Annotated in this window: 20 protein-coding genes and 1 tRNA gene; 13 read left to right on the forward strand and 8 right to left on the reverse strand. The window is 48.7% G+C overall.

Going from position 1 to position 21904, the window contains the following annotated elements:
• The 7 genes from ACTQ34_RS12750 to mobQ form a co-directional block, all read left to right on the forward strand.
• Nucleotides 1–1351 (forward strand): DUF4368 domain-containing protein (locus ACTQ34_RS12750; RefSeq protein WP_441364159.1); only part of this gene is annotated, 1351 nt, incomplete at its 5' end.
• 66 nt (nt 1352–1417) lie between these two features.
• On the forward strand, nt 1418–2038 hold the full coding sequence (locus ACTQ34_RS12755) for a CHC2 zinc finger domain-containing protein (RefSeq protein WP_087348927.1): 621 nt from the start codon (nt 1418–1420) through the stop codon (nt 2036–2038).
• Nucleotides 2016–3395, forward strand: coding sequence for a DNA primase family protein (locus ACTQ34_RS12760; RefSeq protein WP_441364160.1), 1380 nt, complete (start codon nt 2016–2018; stop codon nt 3393–3395). Before ACTQ34_RS12755 ends, ACTQ34_RS12760 begins: the two co-directional genes overlap by 23 nt.
• Before the next feature lie 187 nt (nt 3396–3582).
• The gene (locus ACTQ34_RS12765) at nt 3583–3768 is read left to right on the forward strand and encodes a hypothetical protein (protein WP_441364161.1); all 186 of its coding nucleotides are present in this window, start codon (nt 3583–3585) and stop codon (nt 3766–3768) included.
• Between the two features lie 20 nt (nt 3769–3788).
• A complete protein-coding gene (locus ACTQ34_RS12770; protein WP_425475198.1) occupies nt 3789–3998 on the forward strand; it encodes an LLM class flavin-dependent oxidoreductase in 210 nt (69 codons plus the stop codon).
• 4 nt (nt 3999–4002) lie between these two features.
• A complete protein-coding gene (locus ACTQ34_RS12775) occupies nt 4003–4209 on the forward strand; it encodes a DUF3847 domain-containing protein (protein ID WP_441364162.1) in 207 nt (68 codons plus the stop codon).
• A gap of 429 nt (nt 4210–4638) precedes the next feature.
• Nucleotides 4639–6333, forward strand: coding sequence for a MobQ family relaxase (gene mobQ / locus ACTQ34_RS12780; RefSeq protein ID WP_441364163.1), 1695 nt, complete (start codon nt 4639–4641; stop codon nt 6331–6333).
• A gap of 29 nt (nt 6334–6362) precedes the next feature.
• On the opposite strand, the gene ACTQ34_RS12785 is transcribed toward mobQ, so the two are convergent.
• Entirely contained in the window at nt 6363–7325 is a 963-nt protein-coding gene (locus tag ACTQ34_RS12785; RefSeq protein ID WP_441364164.1) for a tyrosine-type recombinase/integrase, read from the reverse strand.
• 158 nt (nt 7326–7483) lie between these two features.
• On the opposite strand from ACTQ34_RS12785, the gene ACTQ34_RS12790 reads away from it, so the two are divergent.
• Nucleotides 7484–8584, forward strand: a complete 1101-nt coding sequence (locus ACTQ34_RS12790; protein WP_441364165.1) for a restriction endonuclease subunit S — start codon at nt 7484–7486, stop codon at nt 8582–8584.
• Here the strand turns inward: ACTQ34_RS12790 and ACTQ34_RS12795 are convergent.
• Nucleotides 8577–9251, reverse strand: a complete 675-nt coding sequence (locus tag ACTQ34_RS12795; RefSeq protein WP_441364178.1) for a restriction endonuclease subunit S — start codon at nt 9249–9251, stop codon at nt 8577–8579. The genes ACTQ34_RS12790 and ACTQ34_RS12795 overlap by 8 nt on opposite strands.
• Before the next feature lie 178 nt (nt 9252–9429).
• Here ACTQ34_RS12795 and ACTQ34_RS12800 point away from each other — a divergent pair, with 178 nt between their 5' ends.
• Nucleotides 9430–10584, forward strand: coding sequence for a restriction endonuclease subunit S (locus tag ACTQ34_RS12800; RefSeq protein WP_441364166.1), 1155 nt, complete (start codon nt 9430–9432; stop codon nt 10582–10584).
• Here ACTQ34_RS12800 and ACTQ34_RS12805 read toward each other — a convergent pair.
• The 4 genes from ACTQ34_RS12805 to ACTQ34_RS12820 form a co-directional block, all read right to left on the reverse strand.
• Nucleotides 10577–11815, reverse strand: a complete 1239-nt coding sequence (locus tag ACTQ34_RS12805; protein ID WP_441364167.1) for a restriction endonuclease subunit S — start codon at nt 11813–11815, stop codon at nt 10577–10579. The two genes, ACTQ34_RS12800 and ACTQ34_RS12805, sit on opposite strands and share 8 nt — an antisense overlap.
• 2 nt (nt 11816–11817) lie before the next feature.
• Nucleotides 11818–13386, reverse strand: coding sequence for a type I restriction-modification system subunit M (locus ACTQ34_RS12810; RefSeq protein ID WP_441364168.1), 1569 nt, complete (start codon nt 13384–13386; stop codon nt 11818–11820).
• Nucleotides 13387–13398: 12 nt separating this feature from the next.
• Nucleotides 13399–16164, reverse strand: coding sequence for a type I restriction endonuclease subunit R (locus tag ACTQ34_RS12815; protein ID WP_441364169.1), 2766 nt, complete (start codon nt 16162–16164; stop codon nt 13399–13401).
• Between the two features lie 78 nt (nt 16165–16242).
• Complete coding sequence (locus ACTQ34_RS12820; RefSeq protein WP_007037445.1) at nt 16243–16458, reverse strand: helix-turn-helix domain-containing protein; 216 nt, start codon at nt 16456–16458, stop codon at nt 16243–16245.
• A gap of 186 nt (nt 16459–16644) precedes the next feature.
• Here ACTQ34_RS12820 and ACTQ34_RS12825 point away from each other — a divergent pair, with 186 nt between their 5' ends.
• On the forward strand, nt 16645–18234 hold the full coding sequence (locus ACTQ34_RS12825) for a DUF4368 domain-containing protein (protein ID WP_441364179.1): 1590 nt from the start codon (nt 16645–16647) through the stop codon (nt 18232–18234).
• Between the two features lie 14 nt (nt 18235–18248).
• Nucleotides 18249–18623: a recombinase family protein gene (locus ACTQ34_RS12830; protein ID WP_441364170.1), complete on the forward strand. Its 375-nt coding sequence runs from the start codon at nt 18249–18251 to the stop codon at nt 18621–18623.
• Nucleotides 18624–18653: 30 nt separating this feature from the next.
• Here the strand turns inward: ACTQ34_RS12830 and ACTQ34_RS12835 are convergent.
• Nucleotides 18654–18729: transfer RNA gene (locus ACTQ34_RS12835), tRNA-Pro, on the reverse strand.
• Between the two features lie 347 nt (nt 18730–19076).
• Complete coding sequence (locus ACTQ34_RS12840; protein ID WP_441364171.1) at nt 19077–19637, reverse strand: cysteine hydrolase family protein; 561 nt, start codon at nt 19635–19637, stop codon at nt 19077–19079.
• Nucleotides 19638–19773: 136 nt separating this feature from the next.
• Between ACTQ34_RS12840 and ACTQ34_RS12845 the strand changes: the two genes are divergently transcribed.
• The gene (locus ACTQ34_RS12845) at nt 19774–20478 is read left to right on the forward strand and encodes an N-acetylmuramoyl-L-alanine amidase (RefSeq protein WP_441364172.1); all 705 of its coding nucleotides are present in this window, start codon (nt 19774–19776) and stop codon (nt 20476–20478) included.
• A 10-nt stretch (nt 20479–20488) separates the two neighbouring features.
• A complete protein-coding gene (gene radA, locus ACTQ34_RS12850) occupies nt 20489–21844 on the forward strand; it encodes a DNA repair protein RadA (protein WP_441364173.1) in 1356 nt (451 codons plus the stop codon).
• The last annotated feature ends 60 nt before the right edge of the window (nt 21845–21904 follow it).

Here is a 21904-nt window from a genome sequence, read left to right on the forward strand (position 1 = left end):
GCGGCGGATCTTCCGGCTTGCGGTGGAGGGGCACGGCCCCCATGAGATCGCCAAGATACTCACACAGGAAAAGGTGGAGTGCCCCGCCTATTATCTGGCCCGCAACGGCAGAGGTAGCCGGAAGAACACCGTGGACACCAGCCGCCCCTATGACTGGTACGGTTTTACGGTCAGCTCCATGCTGACTAAGCCGGAGTATATGGGGCATACCGTCAATTTCCGTTCTTCCAAAAAGTCCTATCGGGATAAGCGGGTAAAAAATGACCCGTCCGACTGGCTGATTTTTGAGAACACCCACGAGGCCATTGTTGACCCGGAAACCTGGCAGCTGGCCCAGCAGGTGAAGCGGACGGTGCGCCGGACAGATACCACCGGCGTCGCCAATCCCCTGACCGGCCTTGTGTTCTGTGCCGACTGCGGAGCCAAGATGTATAACCACCGGGGCAAACGCAAAAAGGACGGGCGGGAGTATGGAACCGACTTCTATAACTGCTCTACCTACACCCTGACCTTTGAGCGTGAAACCCAGATGTGTTTTTCCCACACCGTCAGCACCAAGGCCCTGAACGCCCTGATTCTGGAAACCATCCGCACCACCGCCAGCTATGCCATCCAGAACAAGGAGGAATTTATTCAGAAGGTTCGCAGCATATCACAGGTTCGCCAGCGGGAAGCGGCCAAGGAGCTGAAACGCAAGGTCGCCAAAGAGCGCAAACGCAGCGCCGAGCTGGATGTGCTGATTAAAAAGCTGTATGAAACCTATGCCATGGGCAAATTGGAGGAAAAACGGTTCGAGCTGCTGTGTGCAGAGTATGAAAAGGAACAGGCGGAGCTGGAACAGCTGCTTGCCTCCGAGCAGGCACAGTTGGACCAATTTCACGAGGATACAGACCGTGCCAGCCACTTTCTGGCGCTGGCACAGAAATATACGGATTTCACCGAGCTGACCGCCCCCATGATCCATGAATTTGTGGAGAAAATTCTGGTTCATGCCCCGGACAGAAGCACCGGAGAACGGGTGCAGGAAATTGAGATTTATCTGAACTTTATCGGGAAATTTGAAGTGCCCATGCCCGAACCCACCGAGGAAGAACTGGCTGCGGAGGAAAAGCGCCGCCAGAAGCGCATCCGTGACCATGAAAAATACCTGCGCCAGAAGGAGCGCAAACAGAAGATTGCCGAGGGGCTGATCGTTCCGGGCGAACCGTATCAGCTGGTGTGCCAGTGCTGCGGAGAGCCGTTCCAGTCTGTCCGCCCCAACGCTAAATTTTGCAAACCCGCCTGCCGGGAGAAGTTCTACCGGCAGGAAAAGCGGAAAGCCAAAGAAACAGAAACATCACAAACTGCATAAGGACTGCGGCCTGCCCAAAGAAAACGGGCGGGCCGCTTTTTTATGCCCTGAAACGGAGGGATTTTTATGACACTCTTTGAACTGGTAAAACAGAATATTTGTGTGCCGGATGCGGCGGAACATTATGGGTTGCAAGTCAACCGAAACGGGATGTGCAGCTGCCCGTTCCATGAGGACCGGCACCCCAGCATGAAGCTGAATGAACGGTATTTTTACTGCTTCGGCTGCGGGGTCACCGGCGATGTAATCGACCTTGTGGCGAGGTTATTTGACCTGAGCAGTTACGAAGCAGCGCAGAAGCTGGCACAGGATTTTGGGATTGGCCCGGACAAGCCGCCTGCGGCAGCTGCCCTGCCCAAACCGGAGCGTCCCCTGCTGAAAGCATACCGGCAGGAGCAAGTGCGCTGCCTGCGGGTGCTGTGTGATTATCTGCATCTTCTGGAAGTTTGGAAACAGAACTACGCCCCATCCAATCCAGATGACAGTTTAGATGACCGGTTTGTGGAAGCCTGCCAGATGCTGGACTATGTGGAGTATCTGGCGGATTTGCTCATTGCCGCCGAACTGGAACAGCGGGTGAAAATCGTGGAAATGCTGAACAAGGATGGCCTGATCGCTGGTTTGGAGGAACGGCTGGACAGGCTGAAAAAGGAGGACGACGCCCATGAAAAACAAAGCGCAGCTTGACGGGATGCCCGTCTGGTTCGATGGAAAAAGCATCAACGAAGCCCTGTTTTGCGAGGAGTTCTTGCAGACGCACAAGATCATCTTTACAAACGGGGCTTTTTTCACGCCCGAAGGCCGTGTGACCGATGAACTGCCCCTGCGAGGAGAGATTTTTGAGGCACTGAAATGCTGTGCGGTCAGCAACATTCCCCGCAAAATCAGCAATATTGTGGAGCTGATGAAGCTGGCAGCACTGGTGGAGGATTTTCCCCCGCAGGCGGACCGGATTCATCTCTCCAACGGAACGCTTTTTCTGGATGGGAGGTTTGTGGAGGGAAAACCTGAAATCGTCCGCAACCGTTTCCCTGTGGCCTACAATCCCGAGGCATCCAAACCCATTCTCTGGCTGAAATTTCTGGATGGCCTGCTCTACCCGGAGGACATCCCCACCTTGCAGGAATACATCGGCTACTGCCTGATCCCCAGCAACAAGGGCCAGCGGATGATGGTCATGAAGGGCAACGGCGGTGAAGGCAAGAGCCAGATCGGCGCTGTGCTGGGAGCTTTGTTCGGCTCTAACATGAAGGACGGCAGCATTGGGAAAATATCCGAGAACCGATTTGCCCGTGCCGACCTGGAGCATATCCTCCTGTGTGTGGACGACGATATGCGGATGGAAGCCCTGCGCCAGACCAACTATGTCAAGTCCATCGTCACCGCCCAGGGCAAGATGGATTTGGAGCGCAAGGGCAAGCAGAGCTATCAGGGATGGATGTGCGCCCGGCTACTGGCCTTCTCCAACGGGGATTTGCAGGCGCTGTTTGACCGGAGCGACGGGTTTTATCGCCGCCAGCTGGTGCTGACCACCAGGGACAAGCCTGCCGGACGTGTGGATGACCCTGACTTGGCCGAAAAGATGAAGGCCGAGGTGGAGGGCATCCTGCTGTGGGCCTTTGTTGGCTTGCAGCGGCTGGCCGCCAACAGCTTCAAGTTTACCGAGAGCCAGCGCACAAGGGACAACCGGGAGACAGTCAAACGGGATAACAACAATGTGTATGATTTTCTGGAATCCGATGGCTATATCTGGCTGAAAGCGGACGGTTCCATCAGCTCTAAGGAGCTGTACGAAGCATACCAGATTTACTGCACCGAGAACAACCTGCCTGCCCTGAAACCCCGCAGCTTCAGCGAAGCCCTGATTGCCTGCCAAAGCCGCTACAATCTGGAATACTGCAACAATGTGACCAACGCAGCCGGACGGCGGGTGCGTGGCTTTTTGGGGATTGAGGTACTGGTGAGAAATCATATATCAGTGTTTTCCGGTGATTCGATGCGTACGTACGTACCGGAAGATGTGCCGGAGGAATGGCGGCGCTGAATCGTGTACGTACGTACGCTTTGATTGACCCTTGTTCTCCCTTTTACAGCAATTCGGCGGCTATGGCAGTCAGAATCACCGGTCAAATCCCCATGCTAAATCAAGGCAAGTGGAAATCGAGAAGTATTTGACGGTTGGAAGAAATCATTTTGCGAAACCGTGCTTCTCGCCCCAGTGAACCGGGTGCATGGAATCATGGGAAAATGCACAGCTTCAAGCCAAATCACACGGAACGGAAAAGTCGGAAGGTGCGACCTATGGGCAGGACATCGCACCGGCAATTCTGAACGGATTTGGTGACAAGGGGATTGTTCACGACACAGCGAAGCGGTTATGCCAGACGGCGTACCGGCTTCGCTTTTTTATCAAGTAAATTTAGGAGGATTTTTGATGATGACGGTACGCAACGAGATTAAGGCACAGATCGTCCGGGCCGGATACACCATGCAGGAGGTAGTTGACCGGCTCCATGAGGAATACGACTGGTCGGACAGCGTTTCCAACCTGTCGGCCAAACTCCAGCGGGAATCTATCCGCTATAAGGAGGTTGTGGAGCTGGCCGATGTGCTGGGCTATGACCTGATCTGGCAGAAACGGAGGTAATCCCATGACAAGTGAAGAAAAGAAACTGTTGCAGGCAAAGCACCGCTTGGAGGAAGCCCAGGCACGGGACCGGGTGAAGGAGCGAAAAGCCCGGACAAGGCGGCTCATTCAGGAGGGCGCTGTACTGGAAAAAGTGCTGCCGGAAGTACAGGCGGTAGGGCTTGAAAATCTGGAAGAATACCTGCGGCGCAAGCTGGCGAGGCACGATTGAAAACGGTTGGGAGGTCTCCGGGAAACCGGGGGCCTTCCTCTTTTTTATCCCGAAGGGCGCACTTACTCACCACCTGCTAAAGCAGGCGGTGGTAGCCCTCCCGTTGGTCGGGCACGTGCGCTCTCCGAGGGGGATTGCGGCTCCTGCGGGAGCCGTTGGACAAGGCTGCATTTCTGCCAAACTGCCAGCCTTGCCCATGCAGTCGACGCAGGGGTTTCCGTTTTGGAAGCCCCTGTTCATGGGGTGGTATATTGCCACCCCATCCCGCCGCCTGCCTGCGTCAACCTGCCACCGGCAGCTTGACACAGATACAGGGGTGGAACGAATCGTTCCGCCCCTGCTGGTGGTGCGTCGTATTTCACGACGCACTGAGCGAAAACAAGGGTGCCCTGTTTCGGGGCACCCCTTTCAGAAAGGACAAGGTGATTTATGGCGATTTATCATTTGGAGGCTAAGATAGTCAGCCGTGGAGCCGGACGCTCCGTCGTAGCTGCTGCGGCCTATCTGAGCTGTTCCCGGATGCTCAACGAGTATGACGGAGTGCAGCACGACTACACCCGCAAACAGGGCCTTGGGTGGCGGCAGGTTTTTCTGCCAGCCACCGCCCCCGCAGAGTGGCAGGATCGGGAAAACCTGTGGAACGCCGTGGAGGAAACCGAAACCGCAAAGGATAGCCGCCTCGCCCGTGAATTTGTGGCGGCGTTGCCCATAGAACTGAGCCGAGAGGAACAAATCCAGCTCCTGCAAGATTTCATCAAGGAGCAGTTCGTGGCAGACGGGATGTGCGCTGATGCTGCCATCCATGACCCATATCCTCCCGGACACAATCCCCATGCCCATATCCTGCTGACGGTGCGCCCACTGGATGAAAAGGGAAAATGGCAGTACAAGACTGAGAAAGAATATCTCTGCATCAAAGACGGCGAGGAACGGGGCTTTACCGCCGCTGAGTTCAAACAGGCACAGGCCGACGGATGGGAGAAGCAGTATCAGTACAAGGTGGGCAAAAAGAAGGTGTATATGACCCCGTCCGCAGCGCAGGCCCAGGATTATGAACGGGTATCCAAGTATCCCAAAAGTACCAAATATGGCAGACAAAATCCCATCACGGAACGCTGGAACAGCGATGAGCAACTTGTTCTGTGGCGGGCTGCATGGGCAGATGTGGCAAACCGCCATCTGGAGCGCACCGGACATGAGGAACGCATCGACCACCGCAGCCATGCCGAGCGTGGTCTGCTGGAGCGGCCCACGGTCCATGAGGGTGTGGTTGCCAGAGCCATGGAGAAAAAGGGTATCATCTCTGACCGGTGCGAACTGAACCGGCAGATCAAGACCGACAATGCCCTGCTCCGTGAACTGAGAGGGCAGGTCAAAAAACTGGCGCAGGCAGTTAAAAATACCATCCCGGCACTTGCCGCTGCCATGGAGAATCTGCGTAAAAATCTGCTGCTGTTCTGCTATCAGCTGAGGTATCTCCGCAAAGGCAAGGAGCGTCTGAACACTTCGCTGAATACGCTGCGCCCTGCTCTCGCACAGTACAATCAGCTTGCAAAGGACATTCGGGATAAGACGAAGGAGCGCCGCAGTCTGCTTTCCGAGAAAAAGGCGCTCTCTGCGGTTCATGTATTCTGGCACCGGGAACTGGCGGCTAAGATTGCGGCACTGACAGAGGATTTGGAGGAACTGCGTTCGGAGAAAAATCTGCTTCTGGCGTCGCTGGCATATTCCGAGGAAGATGCCGCCGATAAATTTCCCAAAGACATCGCCGCCATGGAGCAGAGCCTGAAACGGCTGGAAGAACAGGAACAGAAATATTCTGCTGAGCTGGACGCTGCCCTGGACGAGTATGCCGGGCTTCGGGAGCAGGCTCAGGACGTTGACCCGGTGCAGCTGTATGAAGCAAGGCAGGCCATCCGCCCCAGCAAGGAGCAGGAGGCGGAGAACCGAGCGCAGGAGGTTTACGGCGAGAAGTACAGCCCGCTTTTGATGTTTGACAGCAAAAAGGCGGTTTCCCGTATGCTTCATGAGGATATGGAGCGACAGGCGGTACGGAGAATGATGCGACAGGCGCAGAAGGAGCAGCAGACTCTTCAAAAGAAAAAGAGTGAGCAGGAACGGTAACCCACCGTTCCTGCTCACCCAAGATGACCTTACAAAAGATCATTTAACAAATTCATACACTTTACCTTTTGCTGCAAGTTGGCACTGCCATATACATTGAGAGTAAAAGACACATTTTTATGTCCGAGAATTTCAGAGAGAGATTTCACATCAAACTCTGGTATTTCAATGGCTCTTACGGCAAATGTATGCCGTATCTCGTGGAACTTTACCTTTTGCAGCCCATTTCGTTTCAAAAAACGGGAAAAGAACTGCCTGTAAGTTCGAGGCTCTGTCGGCTTTGTTTTGCCAGTCAAGAAGTAATGGTTGGGATTTTCCGTATAAAACTTCTTGATAATGTTCATGAGCAAAGACGGTACGGGAATTGTTCGAGCTGATGTCTTGGTCTTCGGCGGCCCTATGTGCAGATAGGACTCTCCCTTTTTCTTGTCATAGATGCGCTGAACGGTTTTGTTGATGCTGATGGTTTTATCTGTCAACGAAATGTCCTTCATCTGTAAGCCGCAGAGTTCACCAATCCGCACACCGGTAAACAGTGCAATGAGTATGCCGGCGGTCTTCCGGTTCAGGTTCATGTATATACACTGAATTAGAGCTTGCTCTTGATCCTTGGACAGAGAAACCACCTTTTTTATTCCCAACTCTTTGGGGTATTCTATCAGGTCCCAGTTGAGCAGTGGTATCGCTCTTTCCTTGTAGGCATATTCCATAGCAAGCCGCAGCACGAGAATCACATCTCGTATGGTCTTCACAGTGAGACCGCCGGACTTATCCAGCCGCCCGGACTCGTAAAGATACGATATGTAGCTCTGAATGTCCGGCTCGGTAATGCTGCCGATCTTCCGCTTACCGAAGTGAGGTATTAAGTGATTTTCGGCTATCAGCGTAAAACTGGCATGGGTTGACGGTGTGATCATCGGCTTCTTTTGATTTAGCCAAGTGTTCAATAGCGTCTTGAATTGTGTATTGTTAGTCATGTTGACCACCTCCACGATTATTATCACGTGGAGGACGAAGATGTGCATTTCCATCCTCAAGTAACGGTCTCGAAAAGCGTCCGAAACTCCGCTTCCCTGGCTTTGATGAGCCGTGGAACACAGCTCTTCTTTCAGACTATTTTGTTAAAAGCACTAAGAAGAACTCTGATGGAATGATTAGTAATGTTATCTGCAATTCAGCAAAGCAAGGCCTGATTCCTCAGCGAGAGTATTTTGATAAGGACATTGCAAACAGCGATAATACAAATGGATACTATATCATCGAGTCCAACGATTTTGTTTACAACCCCAGAAAATCTGCCGATGCACCTTACGGCCCCATAAGTAGCTATCAATACCCGGAGGCGGGAATAGTGTCTCCTTTGTACTTGTGCTTCCGTGCCAAGCGAGAAATCAATCCGCTTTACTTCGAGTGGTATTTTCGCTCGTCGACATGGCATCGGTACATCTATATGTCCGGTGACAGCGGTGCAAGACATGACAGAGTGAGCATCAAGGATGACGTCTTTTTCGCAATGCCAATAAATGTTCCCTCTGCAAAGGAACAGGAAAGGATCTCTTTATTTCTCGATGCCATAGAGCGAAGAATTGAGACGCAACGTACTTTGGTTGAGACCCTCAAGAAGTATAAAAGAGGTGTCGTTCGCTCCCTGTTATCGCCAGAGCATTGTGGTCTAAAAGAAGTTCAATGGCAGTGTGATACCATAGGCAATCTTGGCTTCTTTATCAAGGGTGCGCCATTATCAAAAGCCGATATTTCCGAAACAGGAACTCCATTTATTCTGTACGGCGAGCTATATACAACCTACCATGAAGTAATTACATCCGTTGTCAGAAAAACGGAAGCAGTAGTTGAACAAGTTCATCATAGTATGGTGGGAGATGTGCTTATACCTACTTCTGGGGAAACGTCAGAAGAAATCTCCACAGCTTCGTGTGTTATGCTTCCGGGTGTTATTCTTGCTGGTGATCTTAATATTTTCCGAAGCACTAAAATTGACGGAAGAATAATGAGCTACATACTTAACCACATTGTCAACGGGAACATTGCCCGTGTCGCTCAGGGTAAATCTGTGGTTCATGTACAGGCAAGTGAAATCTCAAAGATTAAAGTATCATATCCTGATCCTGAAACACAAATCCGCATAATAAAAATTCTTGAGGCAATCAGCAACCGTATAGAGTCATGTGAGAATGAGTTAAATCATCTTACTAAAATGCGCAGCTCTCTGTTGCAGCAGCTCTTTATATAAAAAGCTGCTGCAACAACGCTGTTCTTGTATTAGTAAGGGCATTAACTGTTTTTTCTTCAAAGGTAATACGAAGGTCCAACAAATAGAGCATAGAAGCGATCCTTCTCTGTTCTCTCTCCGTAGGTGCATACACGCTGGTTTTAACAAGCTCTCCCTTGCTAATCGAAGACACCTTGGTTCCCTGAACGAGAGGATATATTTGTCTCCTGAATAGAGATGAATTGAAGTAGTAAGCAAGGTACATCGGATGGAACTTCATGAGTGGACGACAAGGAATGGTGTGCAATCCTGATAATACAGCCAATCCGTTCGCTCCAGCTATTTCTGTCGCTTTCCCTACGGAATAGTCTTCCGCAGTATCAGCAAACACAATATCACCATCACGCAGATAGCTTGTAGCAACGAACTTTTGAAGGTTAATAGTTGGTTTAATGTATGGGGGAGCGTACTCGGAAATATTTGCTACTGCCCCATACTTGACCAACACATCGCCATAGTGTATGTTTTGAACTGAGCTGGGGTTAGTTGTCAAATCATCTCGTGAAAAGGTATTATTCTGTAACAGTTCAAACGCATCTCCGAGCTTAACAATCTTACAACTGGGACTCTGTGCAGTACGATCAAATAGCGTATCAGACAGTCCTCTTTTATACTTCTGACTAAGTATGCAGAAAAGCTATATGAAAGACGAAAATCCCTTGCAATAGCGGAAATTCTCTGCTACTGCAAGGGATTTTGCTTCAAGTTCTTGCTACTGTTCAGTTAAAAAATAGACCTCAAGTAACGGTCTCGAAAAGCGTCCGAAACTCCGTTTCCCTGGCTTTGATGAGCCGTGGAAGGCAGAAATGCTATCTGATTTTTCAGAGCGTGTGACACGAAAGAACACAAAGAATGAAACGAACCTTCCACTGACGATTTCTTCTAAAGATGGGCTTGTCGATCAAATCAGCTACTTCAACAAGATGGTTGCCAGTAAAGACATCAGTAGCTACTATCTTCTCAAAGAAGGAGAATATGCCTACAATAAAAGTTATTCTGTTGGGTATGATTTCGGCTCAATAAAACGCCTTGATCATTATCCGATGGGGGCTTTGTCCACCCTATATATTTGTTTTGCTCTAAAAAGGCATAATTCTGATTTTATCAGAGCTTATTTCGACTCTCTGAAATGGTACCGTGAAATATATATGATTTCTGCTGAAGGGGCAAGGAATCACGGATTACTGAATGTGCCCACTGAAGATTTTTTTCAGACTATCCACTATCTCCCGCAGGATACTCGTGAACAGAGAAAAATAGCCAACTTTATTATCACTTTAGATCGTCGCATAGATGCACAGCAGTCTCTTGTCAAAGGCCTCAAGAAGTATAAAAGAGGTGTCATATCTGCACTTCTAAGTTCAAAGACTAATCCTTATTATTCATCCGAAACATGGAAAGAAGTAGCTTTATGTGATGTAGCAAGCGGCTTTGAGTATGGCATGAATGCCGCTGCCACAGTCTACGATGGTTCTCATAAGTACATTAGGATTACAGATATTGATGATAATTCTCATCTTTATAGCCAAGATGTACCGGTCTCACCAGAAGGGCAAGTAGATGAAAAGTATCGAGTTCGAGAAAACGACATCTTATTTGCTCGTACAGGGGCATCTGTGGGTAAAAGCTATCGCTACCAGCGTAGTGACGGTGATCTTTATTATGCTGGCTTTCTTATTCGCATTCATGTAAATTCAGATGTGAATTGCGGTTATGTTTTTCAGAATACATTAACTGAGGCATATAGGCGTTGGGTTCTCCTTGAATCTGCTCGATCTGGCCAGCCGGGAATTAACGCTGAGCAATATAAACAATATCGCTTTCTGCTTCCGCCCTTAGAGCTACAAAATAAAATCTCCACCTTGGCTACTAATCTCGACAATCTAATCTGCAAAGAGGAAAATCTTCTATCACAAATCGAACAAGTAAAAATAGCTTTATTGCAGCGGCTTTTTATATAAAGAGCCGCTGCATAAGCCCCGTTCTTTCGTTTATAAGCGTGTCCAGCATATTTTCGTGAGCGGTTATTGTGAAGTCAAGTTTTGAGAAAAAACGGGCGATTTTCTTTTGTTCATGTAAAGGCGGCAGAAAAACAGTTTGATTCAAAACCGTTCCACGATCTATGCCTTCAATTAGTCCTGTGGCGTTCCGCTTGATCCTATTCGACAAGAAACCCGTCAGGTAGTAGCAGAAGTCGCTTGTCATTTTTTCATTTGCACGCAAAGACATAAACTGTCTCGCTATGTGTGCCTTTTCCTGTGTTAATCTCACAACTGCTCCTGAACCAGAGCCTTTACAGACAAGTAGGGTGTCACCCTTATACGCATAACACCGGGGTGTCTGCGTCCATCTACTGACCACTGTTTCTCCTTTCACAATACAACTGGCTCCTGTCATATAAGGAACACCTATTTCTTGATCATTGTATTCAGCAGGCGCAAAGTCTTGTCCTGATTGTAGCGAGATGAGGTCTCCCATTTTGTATTTATCCCATTTTTGCGGCTTAGCCGAAAAAGAAACTTGTTGAGTGAATACTGCTTTTAACGCACCCCTTTTATACTTCTTGAGGGCATCAATGATTTTACTCTGAGCCGCTGCCCTTTGATCCAGCAGATATAGAAAACGGCTTATCTTTTCCTGTTCAGCAATCGTTTGTGGAGATGAGATTTCAGTTTTAGAAATATTCCCCTTGCTGATAGACAGAACTTTAATACCTTGCATTAAAGGAATGAGCTGCTTGTGATAGTGGGGGGTGTTCATGTAATACCCCAAATACATGGATGCAAACGGGAAAAGAGGTCTACACGGAACTGTATGCAGTCCAGCCTCGATCTTTCTGCCGGAAATATTCAATAGTTCAATTGTTTTTCCAACCGTTTTATCTTCGGCGGTATCTGCAACAATTATATCCCCGTCTTGAAGATAGTCGTAATTTGTGCTTTCATGCCCAGAAATAATGTGGGGAATGGTGTTGTCTGTGGCATCGAGAATACTTCCGTATTTGATCAATACATCACCATAATGAATATCCAGCACATCTCCGGTTGCATCAAGCTCAGCTCGTGAAAGAGTGTTGTTTTGCAAGAAGGAAAATACAGCGCTGAATTTGTGGCTACACCACGGCTCATCAAAGCCAGGGAAGCGGAGTTTCGGACGCTTTTCGAGACCGTTACTTGAGGATACATTTGCCATAATTATTCGCCCTCCACTTCGAACGGGAAATCAAGTCCCAGCTCGTCAAAAAACGGTTTCAATTCTGCATCAATGCCCTTAATTTCGTTCTGGAGCTGGCGGATTTCCGCAGCTACTTGGTTCAGATCAATCTCTTCCTCCGGCTCGAAGGTATCAACGTACCGAGGGATATTGAGGTTGAAGCCGTTCTCTGCAATTTCCTGCATCGTGGCAACATGGGCATACTTGTCCACATCCTCACGACGCTCGTAAGTCACAACAATCTTGTCAATGTCGCACTCACGGAGAATATTTTGGTTTTTACCGGCTTCAAAATCGCCAGAAGCATCAATGAACAGAATGTTGTCGGCATTGTCATTTCGCTCTCTCTTGAGGACAAGGACACATACCGGAATGCCTGTGCCGAAGAAAAGGTTGGCAGGAAGACCGATCACAGCGTCCAGAACATTCAACTTCTGGATAAGGTGTTTGCGGATCACTTCTTCTGCAGCACCACGGAACAGAACACCGTGAGGCAACAGCACAACAGCTCGTCCGTCCTCATCCATGTGATGCACCATGTGCTGAACAAAAGCGAAGTCAGCCTTGCTCTTCGGGGCAAGCTTGCCGTACTCATTAAAACGGGGATCTTCCATAAAGCTCAGATCGCCAGACCACTTAGCAGAATACGGGGGATTTGCAACCTGAACACGGAATTTCATGTCACCAAAGTAGTCATGCTCCAAGGTGTCTCCGTTGTAGATATTGAAATTCCGGTAAGGAATGCCACGGAGAATCATGTTCATTCGGGCGAGGTTGTAGGTCGTGGAAGTTAACTCCTGACCATAGTAGTTACGGACATTAGCATAGCTCTTGAGGCGAAGCAGAAGAGAGCCAGAGCCACAAGTGGGGTCGGCTGCATCCTTAACATCAGTCAGCCCAAGGCAAGCCAAACGGCACAGCAGTTCAGCAGGCCCGGAAGGAGTATAGAACTCGCCAGCCTTTTTACCGGCTGTTGCTGCGAACTGCCCAATCAGATACTCATAGGCATTGCCAAGGACATCAATCTTCGTGTCTTCCACACTAAAGTTGATCTCATCCAAAGAGGCAATGATTTTTGCCATAACAGCACTTCTATCCTTAACTGTGTGCCCCAACTTAGTAGAATCGAGCTGCATATCGGAGAACAGTCCGTCAAAATCCTCCTGCGAATCGTTGCCAAGAGTAGATTCCATCAGGGAGTTAATCGCTTTCTGTAAAAATTCAATATCAAAAGAACGATTTTCAACCATTTTGACCATCTTGCGGAACAGAAATTGTGGCTCAATGATAAATCCTAAGTCACGAAGAGCTTCCTCTACAACTGCGGTCTTATATTCCTCATCAGTCCAAGCATCCTCATAGCTGATATTATCATCTTTCAGCAGATTGGTCATGTACTTCTCGGTGCGATCCGAAAGGTAGTAGTAGAAAATCATGCCTAAGATGTAGTTCTTAAACTCGTAGGCTTCCATATTGCCCCGGAGAGCGTTTGCCATTGCCCAAAGTTTGTTACAAAGCTCCTTCTGGTGAGCCTGAATACTGTTGTCCATTTCACATTCTCCTTATTGATATTTTTCGGTATGCTGCCGGATAAAGTCTACAATCCTATTGACTAAGGAACGTTTTTTCAACAGCGGCATCGGTTTTTCGATACGGTCACGAATGTTACCCGCATCCATTGTACCGGAGAACTCGTATTCCGAGATGAAGTCAGTAAGCATAGCGGGGTCGATTTCCTCTGTTTGCGCAAAGGCAACGATTTCCTCACGCTTTGCCTCATTCTCAAAGTCGTTGTAAGCAGCGTCGATTTCGTCTGCACTCTCAAGGCCAACAACAACACGGTCTAAGAAGGCTTGCAGGATCTCAACCTTGCGAAGCAACTGCGGATTATCGGTTCGTCCCAGTTCTTCCTTGATGTGCTTAATATCATAGTCCTTCTGTTTAGCATCATCAAAGTGGATGTTACGGATGAGGTTCATGATATAGGCAACATTAATCCTGTCACTCTCCATTAGCTCGATGCAGAAGTCCACATCGTTCAGAACAGAGACAACTTCTCGATCTTTCTTGTGCTTTGCATAGAGCATCAGGTATTTACTCTTATAGTCCTGATATTCCTGCTCTGTCATGATAAGTGAGTCCTGGTCAAAGCTGAACTCAATGAAAGTTTGCAGAGATTGGAGATACTTCGTAAGCTCACGGAAGGTCTCAACGAAAAGCTTCTGGTCATCCTCACTCTGCATAGTGTCGATGTCAGCCGGTGTCTGCGCAAGTTGCTTCAACCGAGTAACCATCTCATTGAATTTCTCTACAAAGTAGGGATATTCGGGAACGACAATGCCCGACGTGTCGTGGCTTTTTGAGAAGAGCGTAAGAGCATCATCCGTTCTCTTCTTCAAGTTTCGATAGCAGATGATAATACCGAAGGGCTTGGTTTCTTTTTCCACACGGTTTGTTCTGGAATAGGCTTGGAGCAGATCGTGGTATTTCAAGTCCTTGTCTACATAGAGAACGGACAACTGCTTGCTGTCGAAGCCGGTCAGGAACATATTTACAACCAGAAGGATGTCAAGGGGCTTTGTCTTCTTGCCCTTCACACGGTCGGAAATATCTTTATGGTATGCAGCAAATGTATCTGTCGAGAAGTTTGTGCTGTACTTCTCGTTATAGTCCTTGATGATCCGTTCCAGGGCATCCCGACTATGTTCATCTTTACCCTCAGCCTCTTCATTCTGCCCATAAGAGAAGATACCGCTAATATTCAGGTCATGTTTGATCTTCTTGAAGATGTCGTAGTATTTAATCAGAGCTTCAATCGAAGAGACAGCAAAGATGGCTGTGTACTGACCATTTCTCGTTTTTGCCTTGTGATTCTGAACGATATGGTTTGCGATCAGAGACATCCGTTCCTCGGACATATAGAGTTCACCTCCATCAATCGCATCCGCCATTGTGGGATCGTCCCAGTCAAAATCACCTTCCATTGTTTTAATGTACTCAATATGGAAGCCGAGAACATTATTATCGAAGATAGCGTCCTTGATGAGATAATTATGCACACATTCTCCGAACAGCATTTCCGTTGTCTGCGTAATTTTCCCCTCAGTCTTTCCGTTCACCTCAAAACGGGGTGTGCCGGTAAAACCAAAAAATTGCGCTTTTTGGAAGTGCCGAACGATGTCCTTATGCATATCTCCAAACTGACTACGGTGACACTCATCAATAATGAAGACAACCTTTTCATTTTTGTAGGTGTCCATGATCTTTGAATACTGAGGCCGCTTAACCGCATTGGCCATTTTCTGCATCGTAGTAACGATAAGCTGTCGGTTTTTATCCTGCATCTGTTTTACAAGGACATCGGTACGATCAGTTGCATCAACAGAGCCGTTCTCGAACTTGTTGAACTCTTCCGTTGTTTGAGAGTCTAAGTCCTTCCGGTCAACGAGGAAGATGACCTTTTTAATGTTGGGGTTGGCTGCGAGAATCTGTGCCGTCTTAAAGGAAGTCAGTGTCTTTCCTGCGCCGGTTGTATGCCATACGTAGGCATTGCGGTTAGTAAGTGTAGCTTGCCGGACAAGGGCTTCCACCGCATATACCTGATAAGGACGCATCACCATGAGCAGTTTATCCGTATCGTTAAGGATGGTATATCTCGTCAGCATCTTTATGATGTGATCCCTTGCAAGGAAGGAGATGGAGAACTCTTTCAAGTTGGTAATACGCACATTATTGAAGTCCGTCCAGAAGAAGGCGAGGCTATGAAGCATATCTCTGTCAGAGTTGGCAAAATACTTTGTATCTACACCATTGGACACTACAAAAAGTTGGATAAAGTGGTACAATCCATTGTAGGAATGCTTTTTGTAGCGCATCACTTGATTGACAGCTTCTCGGATGTCAATGCCACGCCGTTTCAATTCCACTTGAATAAGCGGAAGACCATTGACGAGTATTGTCACATCATAGCGATTGACATACTTGCCGACAACAGTTGTCTGATTTGTCACCTGAAAAATGTTCTTTGTGTGGTCGGCATCGAAGAAAGAGAGGTACACCTTCGTCCCGTCCTCACGCTCCAACACGAACTTATCTCGAAGGATCTTTGCGCTCTGGAAAACAGATTTTCCGAGCATGATATTCATTACACGCTCCCATTCTTTGTCGGTCAAGGGGCGGTCAAGCTTCGCTGAATTAAAGGTTTCAAATTGAGCTTTGAAGTTTTCTACCAGTGCGTCATAGTCTGGTATAGAGACGCTGGTATAGCCTTGCTTATTGAGCTGGTCTATGAACTGTTGCTCAAGGGCTGCTTCGCTTTGGTATGCCATATCTTCATCTCCTATACTTGAGGATATTTTTGAATAATCAGATATTGAAAATTTGAGATGCTTTTACAAAATAGGCTTTTACTGTGCAGAATCGTCATCAATAAATTCCATAATATCGTTCATTGTACACCCTAATGCCTTGCAAATCTTCCCAAGAATATCGGTTGTAACATTTTCACCATGATTTAATTTGTTGATGGTATAATGACTAATTCCAGCACATCTTTCTAAATCTCTTTTTTTCATATCTTTGTCTATCAATAGCTTCCAAAGTTTCTTATAGCTGACTTTCATAAAAATCCTCCATCCAAATAAAATCAGTTATAAAAGTAAGTATAGCAGAAATTTGTCGGTTCCTCAATTATTATGTTTGCGAACGATGTAATATTGAGCGATATTTTGGCATGTTTATTTGGCTTTTTGATATAGGGTGATATATCGTGGAGAAAACACCCTTGACAAATCACTTTCCAAAAGAAAATACTTCAAAAGGCCGCTAAGGACAAGGGCTACACGGACACTATCTTTTTCGTGGATGACGGTATTACCGGCACTACCATGAAGCGCCCCGGCTTTCAAAAGATGATCGCCGCAATCGAGGCCGGGTACATCTCGGCGGTGTTTGTGAAAGACCTCTCCCGGCTGGGCCGGAACTACATTGAGGTGGGCAAGCTCACCGAAGAATTTTTCCCGCTCCATGATGTGCGGCTGGTGGCCGTTTCCGATGGCGTGGACAGCGACGAGGGAGAGGACGATTTCACCCCGTTCAAGAACATTATGAATGAATACTACGCCAAGGACATTTCCAAAAAGCGCCGGATCGTCAATAAGATGAAAGGAAACGCAGGGATTCCGCTTTCGCCGCCGCCCTACGGCTACATAAAGAACCCGGACGATCCCCGGTTTTGGGTGATTGACCCGGAGGCCGCCGAGGTGGTACGCCGTATCTACCGCATGGCGCTGGACGGGTACGGGTTGGCTGAAACTGCCGCTGCTCTCGGTGTAGATGGGATTGTCAACCCGACCTACTACTGGCGCAGCAGGGGGACAAGCAGGGGCGGCTCCAAAAGCACCGTGGAGCCCACAAAATGGGGACACACCACAATCAAGAAGATTTTGACCACGCAGGAATACTGCGGTGATGTCATCAACTTCAAAAGCTATTCCAAATCCTATAAAATGAAGCGCCGGATTGAGAACCCGGAGGAGAACCGGGCCATCTTCCTCAATGTCCATGAGCCTATCATTGATCGGCCAACTTGGGAAAAGGTACAGGCGTTAAAAGCCGGGACACGGCGCAAGCGCCCCACCGTTACCCAAGAGCCCAGCGTCTTTTCCGGCTATCTGAAATGCCCGGAGTGCGGTGGCAATTTGAATTTCCATTTTAACCAGGGCAACCACGATATTAAATTCTTTAGCTGCCAGAACCACAATTCCGGGCTCCGCAAGTGCTCGTCTACCCACTATATACGGCTGGACTTCTTGGAGCAGGTCGTGCTCTACGAGGTACACCGGCTGGCCTGCTTCGCTAACGAATACGAAAACGACTTTATCAAGGCGATGGTGGGCCGTTCCGCCAAGGTAGCGGAAAATGACCGGGTACGCAAGAAGCGGGAGCTGGATGGGCTGCTGGCCCGGGACGGGGAGCTGGATATGCTCTTTGAACGGCTCTATGAGGACAATGTGTCCGGCAAGATCGACGATGCCCGGTTTGCCAAAATGTCCAAACGGTATGAGCAGGAGCAGGGCGAAAACGCCAAGAAAATCAAGGCGCTGCGGCTGGAGCTGAAAAAGCTGGAAGATAAGCGGATGGATGTGGACACCTTCTTGGAAACGGTGCGGCGCTACACCGACGCTACTGCCATCACCAAGCGCATGGTTGCCGAACTCATTGAGTATATCGAGGTCTATCCTGCGGTCAAGGAGGACGGTGTTACCAATCAGCGGGTGACGATCCACTACAACTGCATCGGGGCCTTTGAGGTGCCGGATCGCCGGAAAATCCCCGAGCGGGATATTCTGCTGGAAACGAGAAAAGGCGTAGCATTAAGCTACGCCCCGGCGGTGTAAAGGTGGTGTGGGATATGAGAGCATTTCTCTATTGCCGTGTCGCCCATGAAGATTCTTTTGCATTGGAACACCAGCGGTTTCTGCTCCAGCTCTACGCAAAGCAGGCGGGATATACCATCATCGGCGCTGCGGACGAATACGGCAGCGGGCTCACATTAGACCGCCCGGCGCTCCAGAAAGTGACCGAGGCCGTTGTTGCTGGCAGGGTGGATGTGGTGATAGTCCATAGCCTGACCCGGATAGGCCGGGAGTGGGGCATGACCCAAAGCTACATTGACCTGCTCACCCGGCACAAGGTAAAGCTCCTGTGCATCCGGGATCGGCTGCTGTTCGATGAAAACGGCGCTGCCCCAATTTTGACAATAAAAAATGCGGAGTGTCCTTTGTAGGATACTCAGATCCTATAAGGACACTCCGCATGGTCCGAGTGACAGGATTCGAACCTGCGGCATCCTGCTCCCAAAGCAGGCGCGCTACCAACTGCGCTACACCCGGTTATAGAATTGTATGAGCGGTAGTCAAGAGTGTTTTTCTGCTAAATGCTTTGCTGAAAAGCTTCCCGCTTCTGGTAGCATCCCGGTGGGTTGCGGGATTGCAGTTTTTCTCTCATGGACAAAACTTGCATGCTCCCCAAAATAGAAAGGGGGCAGCCTTACTATATCAAAATATTAAGTTAGCATGTTTACGCAATAAAAACAAAGTTGGATCACATTTTTGTAGTAACCATGCTAACTTAATAACTATACCAAATAAACTGTGGTTATGTCAAGATGGGATATGTCAAATATTTTATCAAATTTATGATTATAAACTGAATTCATCTACAGCATGGTCAAAATAACTTATCGGTTGATAATATTCATTTGAAGGCCTTGCATGACGTCCAGCGCTTTATCATGGAGTACGGGATCAAAACTACGGCACAGACCAGCATCGACCGTGATTTGCGCTTCCGGCCATTGTGCTTGCATTAGAATGGCGTTGGAAATTACGCACATATTGGTAACAACGCCTACCACCAAAATATCGCGCAGGTTGGGCAATTCTTGTCCCAAGGCAGAGAGGTCGGCAGGGGGCATGCCAAAAGTGTTTTTACAAACCGTGTGAATTTGATGATTGGCACAGGTTTCACAGCAAATTTCCTGTGTCTTTCCATATAACCGCCAGCCGGTTTCCTTGGGATTGCAGTGCGGTATAGGCAAAGCACGTCCTTCCCGCGTTTCGAGATAGTAGTCATCATGGGTATCGTAAGTGAACAGAACATGGTCGCCTTGGGCAAGATAGGTCTGTACCAAATGAGCAATACCGTTATCAATGGCTGCTGCACCCTCGAATCCCAGTGAGCCGGTCACAAAATCATTTTGATAGTCGATGACAGCCAGCAGTTTTGAAGTCTCATGCATTTTTCATTCCTCCAGTTTGATGACACTATCATATCATAATTTTATGGAAGCAACAACGAAATTATTGCGTACTGTGGTAATGTCAATTATAATGGACAGAGAATGCGCATACCTTGTCATAACGGAGGTGTGCGCAGTGGGACAACGATGGAAAAAATATGTGTTGGGCTGCGTGTTGCTGGTGTTCGCTGTTTTGGTGGCATGGACAACAGGGGAGCAGGTGGTTCAGGCAATTGCGCAGAATCATACAGCGCGCACGTTGGTGATTGATGCCGGGCACGGCGGGTTTGACGGCGGCGCAATTGGTTCAAATGGAACAACCGAACAGGATATCAATTTGAGTATTGCAAAGCGCGTGCAGCTGCTGGCATCGTTTTTTGGCGTGCAGACGGTGATGACGCGCGAGGACACGAACGCATTGGATTACAACGCTTCTCGTCCCGTGCGGGAGAACAAAGTTTCTGATATCAAAGCGCGTCAGCAAGTGGTGGAGCAGACAGCAAATCCTGTCTTTCTCAGTATTCATTTGAATAAGTTCAGCGATGCACAGTATCACGGTGCACAGGTTTTTTATTCTACCAATCATGCAGGCGGATGTGCGCTGGCGGAGCTTTTACAGGATGCGTTGATCACAGGCTGTGACCCAACCAACAAGCGGCAGGCCAAACCGGCTGACCAGAGCATTTATCTAATGAAAGTGCTGGATTGTCCGGCTGTGATCGTGGAATGTGGTTTTTTATCCAATCCTGCAGAAGAAGCGCTTCTCGGGAACCCGGAATATCATAAAAAGCTGGCCGCAAGTATTGTAACCGGATATCTTCGGTACGAAAGCGGCGTTTAACGGAGGAAATATGAAACAGAAAACCGTATATCTTTGCAGTGACTGTGGTTATGAAAGCCCAAAATGGTTCGGCAAATGCCCTTCCTGCGGAGCGTGGAATACCATGAGCGAATTTAAAGTGAAGCCGGAATCCGCGGCGCGCGGCACGGATACATTTCAGCGTGGCGTGTCGCGTCCTACGCTGCTCAAGGATATTGATAGCGGTGACGAAAGCCGGTTTCACTCCGGCATAGGAGAATTGGATCGAGTGCTGGGTGGTGGTGCCGTACACGGTTCCTTTGTTTTGGTGGGCGGCGAACCGGGTATCGGCAAATCCACATTGCTATTGCAAATGTGTCAGGAGATGTGCAAATCTGCACGTGTTTTGTATGTGTCCGGCGAGGAATCCCTTCGACAGATTAAACTGCGGGCGGCGCGGCTGCATATCTCGTCGCCCGATTTGTACATTCTTTCGGAAACCGACATGGAGCAAATTATTGCGGAAACCGAGCAAATGGCGCCTGATATTCTGATTGTGGATTCCATCCAAACGGTTTACAAACGCGATTTGACGGCAGCGCCGGGCGGTACGACGCAGATCAAAGAGTGCGCCATGAGCCTGATGCAGTATGCCAAAAACAAAAATGTAACCATTTTCATTGTTGGTCATGTCAATAAGGAGGGCACACTGGCGGGACCGAAAATTTTGGAGCATATGGTCGATTGTGTGCTGTACTTTGAGGGAGAAACCACGGGGCCGTTCCGGTGCCTGCGCGCAGCGAAAAATCGTTACGGTTCCACCAATGAAATCGGCGTATTTGAAATGAGCGACCACGGTCTGTTGGAGGTGCAAAACCCCTCTGCCGCTATGCTGGCCGGACACCCGCAAGGCGCTTCCGGAAACTGCATTGCCTGCGTGATGGAAGGCAGCCGTCCGCTGTTGGCGGAAGTGCAGGCGTTGGCAGCGAAAACACAATTCGGCGTACCGCGCCGCACTGCGGCGGGCGTAGACTATAACCGTATGGTGCTGCTGCTTGCCATTCTGGAAAAGCGCTGCGGACTGTTTCTCTCGTCCTCGGATGTGTATGTCAATGTGGTAGGCGGCATGCGGCTGGAGGAACCAGCGGTGGACCTGCCGATGGTACTATCGATTGCGTCCAGCTTTCGGGATAAGCCGCTTCCGGAAGGCGTAATGAGCTTCGGTGAGATAGGCCTGACGGGAGAACTGCGTGCGGTTTCCAACGCCGCGCAGCGCATCAACGAGGCATATCGGCTGGGGTTCCACACTTGCGTTATGCCGATGCAGGAGATTGATGAGGAATTGACGAAAAAAATGAATATTGTGCGTGCAAAAACGGTCGCAGATGCGTTTCGTGCGGTATTGTGAGGGAAAACCAGTTTTTGCATGTGTAAAACCGGCTGTTCTGTCGCAGACTAATGACAGTCT

Origin of the sequence: Agathobaculum sp. LCP25S3_E8, from assembly GCF_052117165.1 — a bacterium.
GTDB lineage: Bacteria > Bacillota > Clostridia > Oscillospirales > Butyricicoccaceae > Agathobaculum.

Bases quoted from the DNA above. Each gene is read 5' to 3' on its own strand.
- ACTQ34_RS12755 (WP_087348927.1), top strand. From the start codon at position 1,418: ATGACACTCTTTGAACTGGTAAAACAGAATATTTGTGTGCCGGATGCG.
- ACTQ34_RS12770 (WP_425475198.1), top strand. From the start codon at position 3,789: ATGACGGTACGCAACGAGATTAAGGCACAGATCGTCCGGGCCGGATAC.
- ACTQ34_RS12815 (WP_441364169.1), bottom strand. From the start codon at position 16,164: ATGGCATACCAAAGCGAAGCAGCCCTTGAGCAACAGTTCATAGACCAG.
- ACTQ34_RS12800 (WP_441364166.1), top strand. From the start codon at position 9,430: ATGCTATCTGATTTTTCAGAGCGTGTGACACGAAAGAACACAAAGAAT.
- ACTQ34_RS12810 (WP_441364168.1), bottom strand. From the start codon at position 13,386: ATGGACAACAGTATTCAGGCTCACCAGAAGGAGCTTTGTAACAAACTT.
- ACTQ34_RS12805 (WP_441364167.1), bottom strand. From the start codon at position 11,815: ATGGCAAATGTATCCTCAAGTAACGGTCTCGAAAAGCGTCCGAAACTC.
- ACTQ34_RS12790 (WP_441364165.1), top strand. From the start codon at position 7,484: ATGATTAGTAATGTTATCTGCAATTCAGCAAAGCAAGGCCTGATTCCT.
- mobQ (WP_441364163.1), top strand. From the start codon at position 4,639: ATGGCGATTTATCATTTGGAGGCTAAGATAGTCAGCCGTGGAGCCGGA.
- ACTQ34_RS12760 (WP_441364160.1), top strand. From the start codon at position 2,016: ATGAAAAACAAAGCGCAGCTTGACGGGATGCCCGTCTGGTTCGATGGA.
- ACTQ34_RS12765 (WP_441364161.1), top strand. From the start codon at position 3,583: ATGGAATCATGGGAAAATGCACAGCTTCAAGCCAAATCACACGGAACG.
- radA (WP_441364173.1), top strand. From the start codon at position 20,489: ATGAAACAGAAAACCGTATATCTTTGCAGTGACTGTGGTTATGAAAGC.
- ACTQ34_RS12830 (WP_441364170.1), top strand. From the start codon at position 18,249: ATGAGAGCATTTCTCTATTGCCGTGTCGCCCATGAAGATTCTTTTGCA.
- ACTQ34_RS12775 (WP_441364162.1), top strand. From the start codon at position 4,003: ATGACAAGTGAAGAAAAGAAACTGTTGCAGGCAAAGCACCGCTTGGAG.
- ACTQ34_RS12820 (WP_007037445.1), bottom strand. From the start codon at position 16,458: ATGAAAGTCAGCTATAAGAAACTTTGGAAGCTATTGATAGACAAAGAT.
- ACTQ34_RS12840 (WP_441364171.1), bottom strand. From the start codon at position 19,637: ATGCATGAGACTTCAAAACTGCTGGCTGTCATCGACTATCAAAATGAT.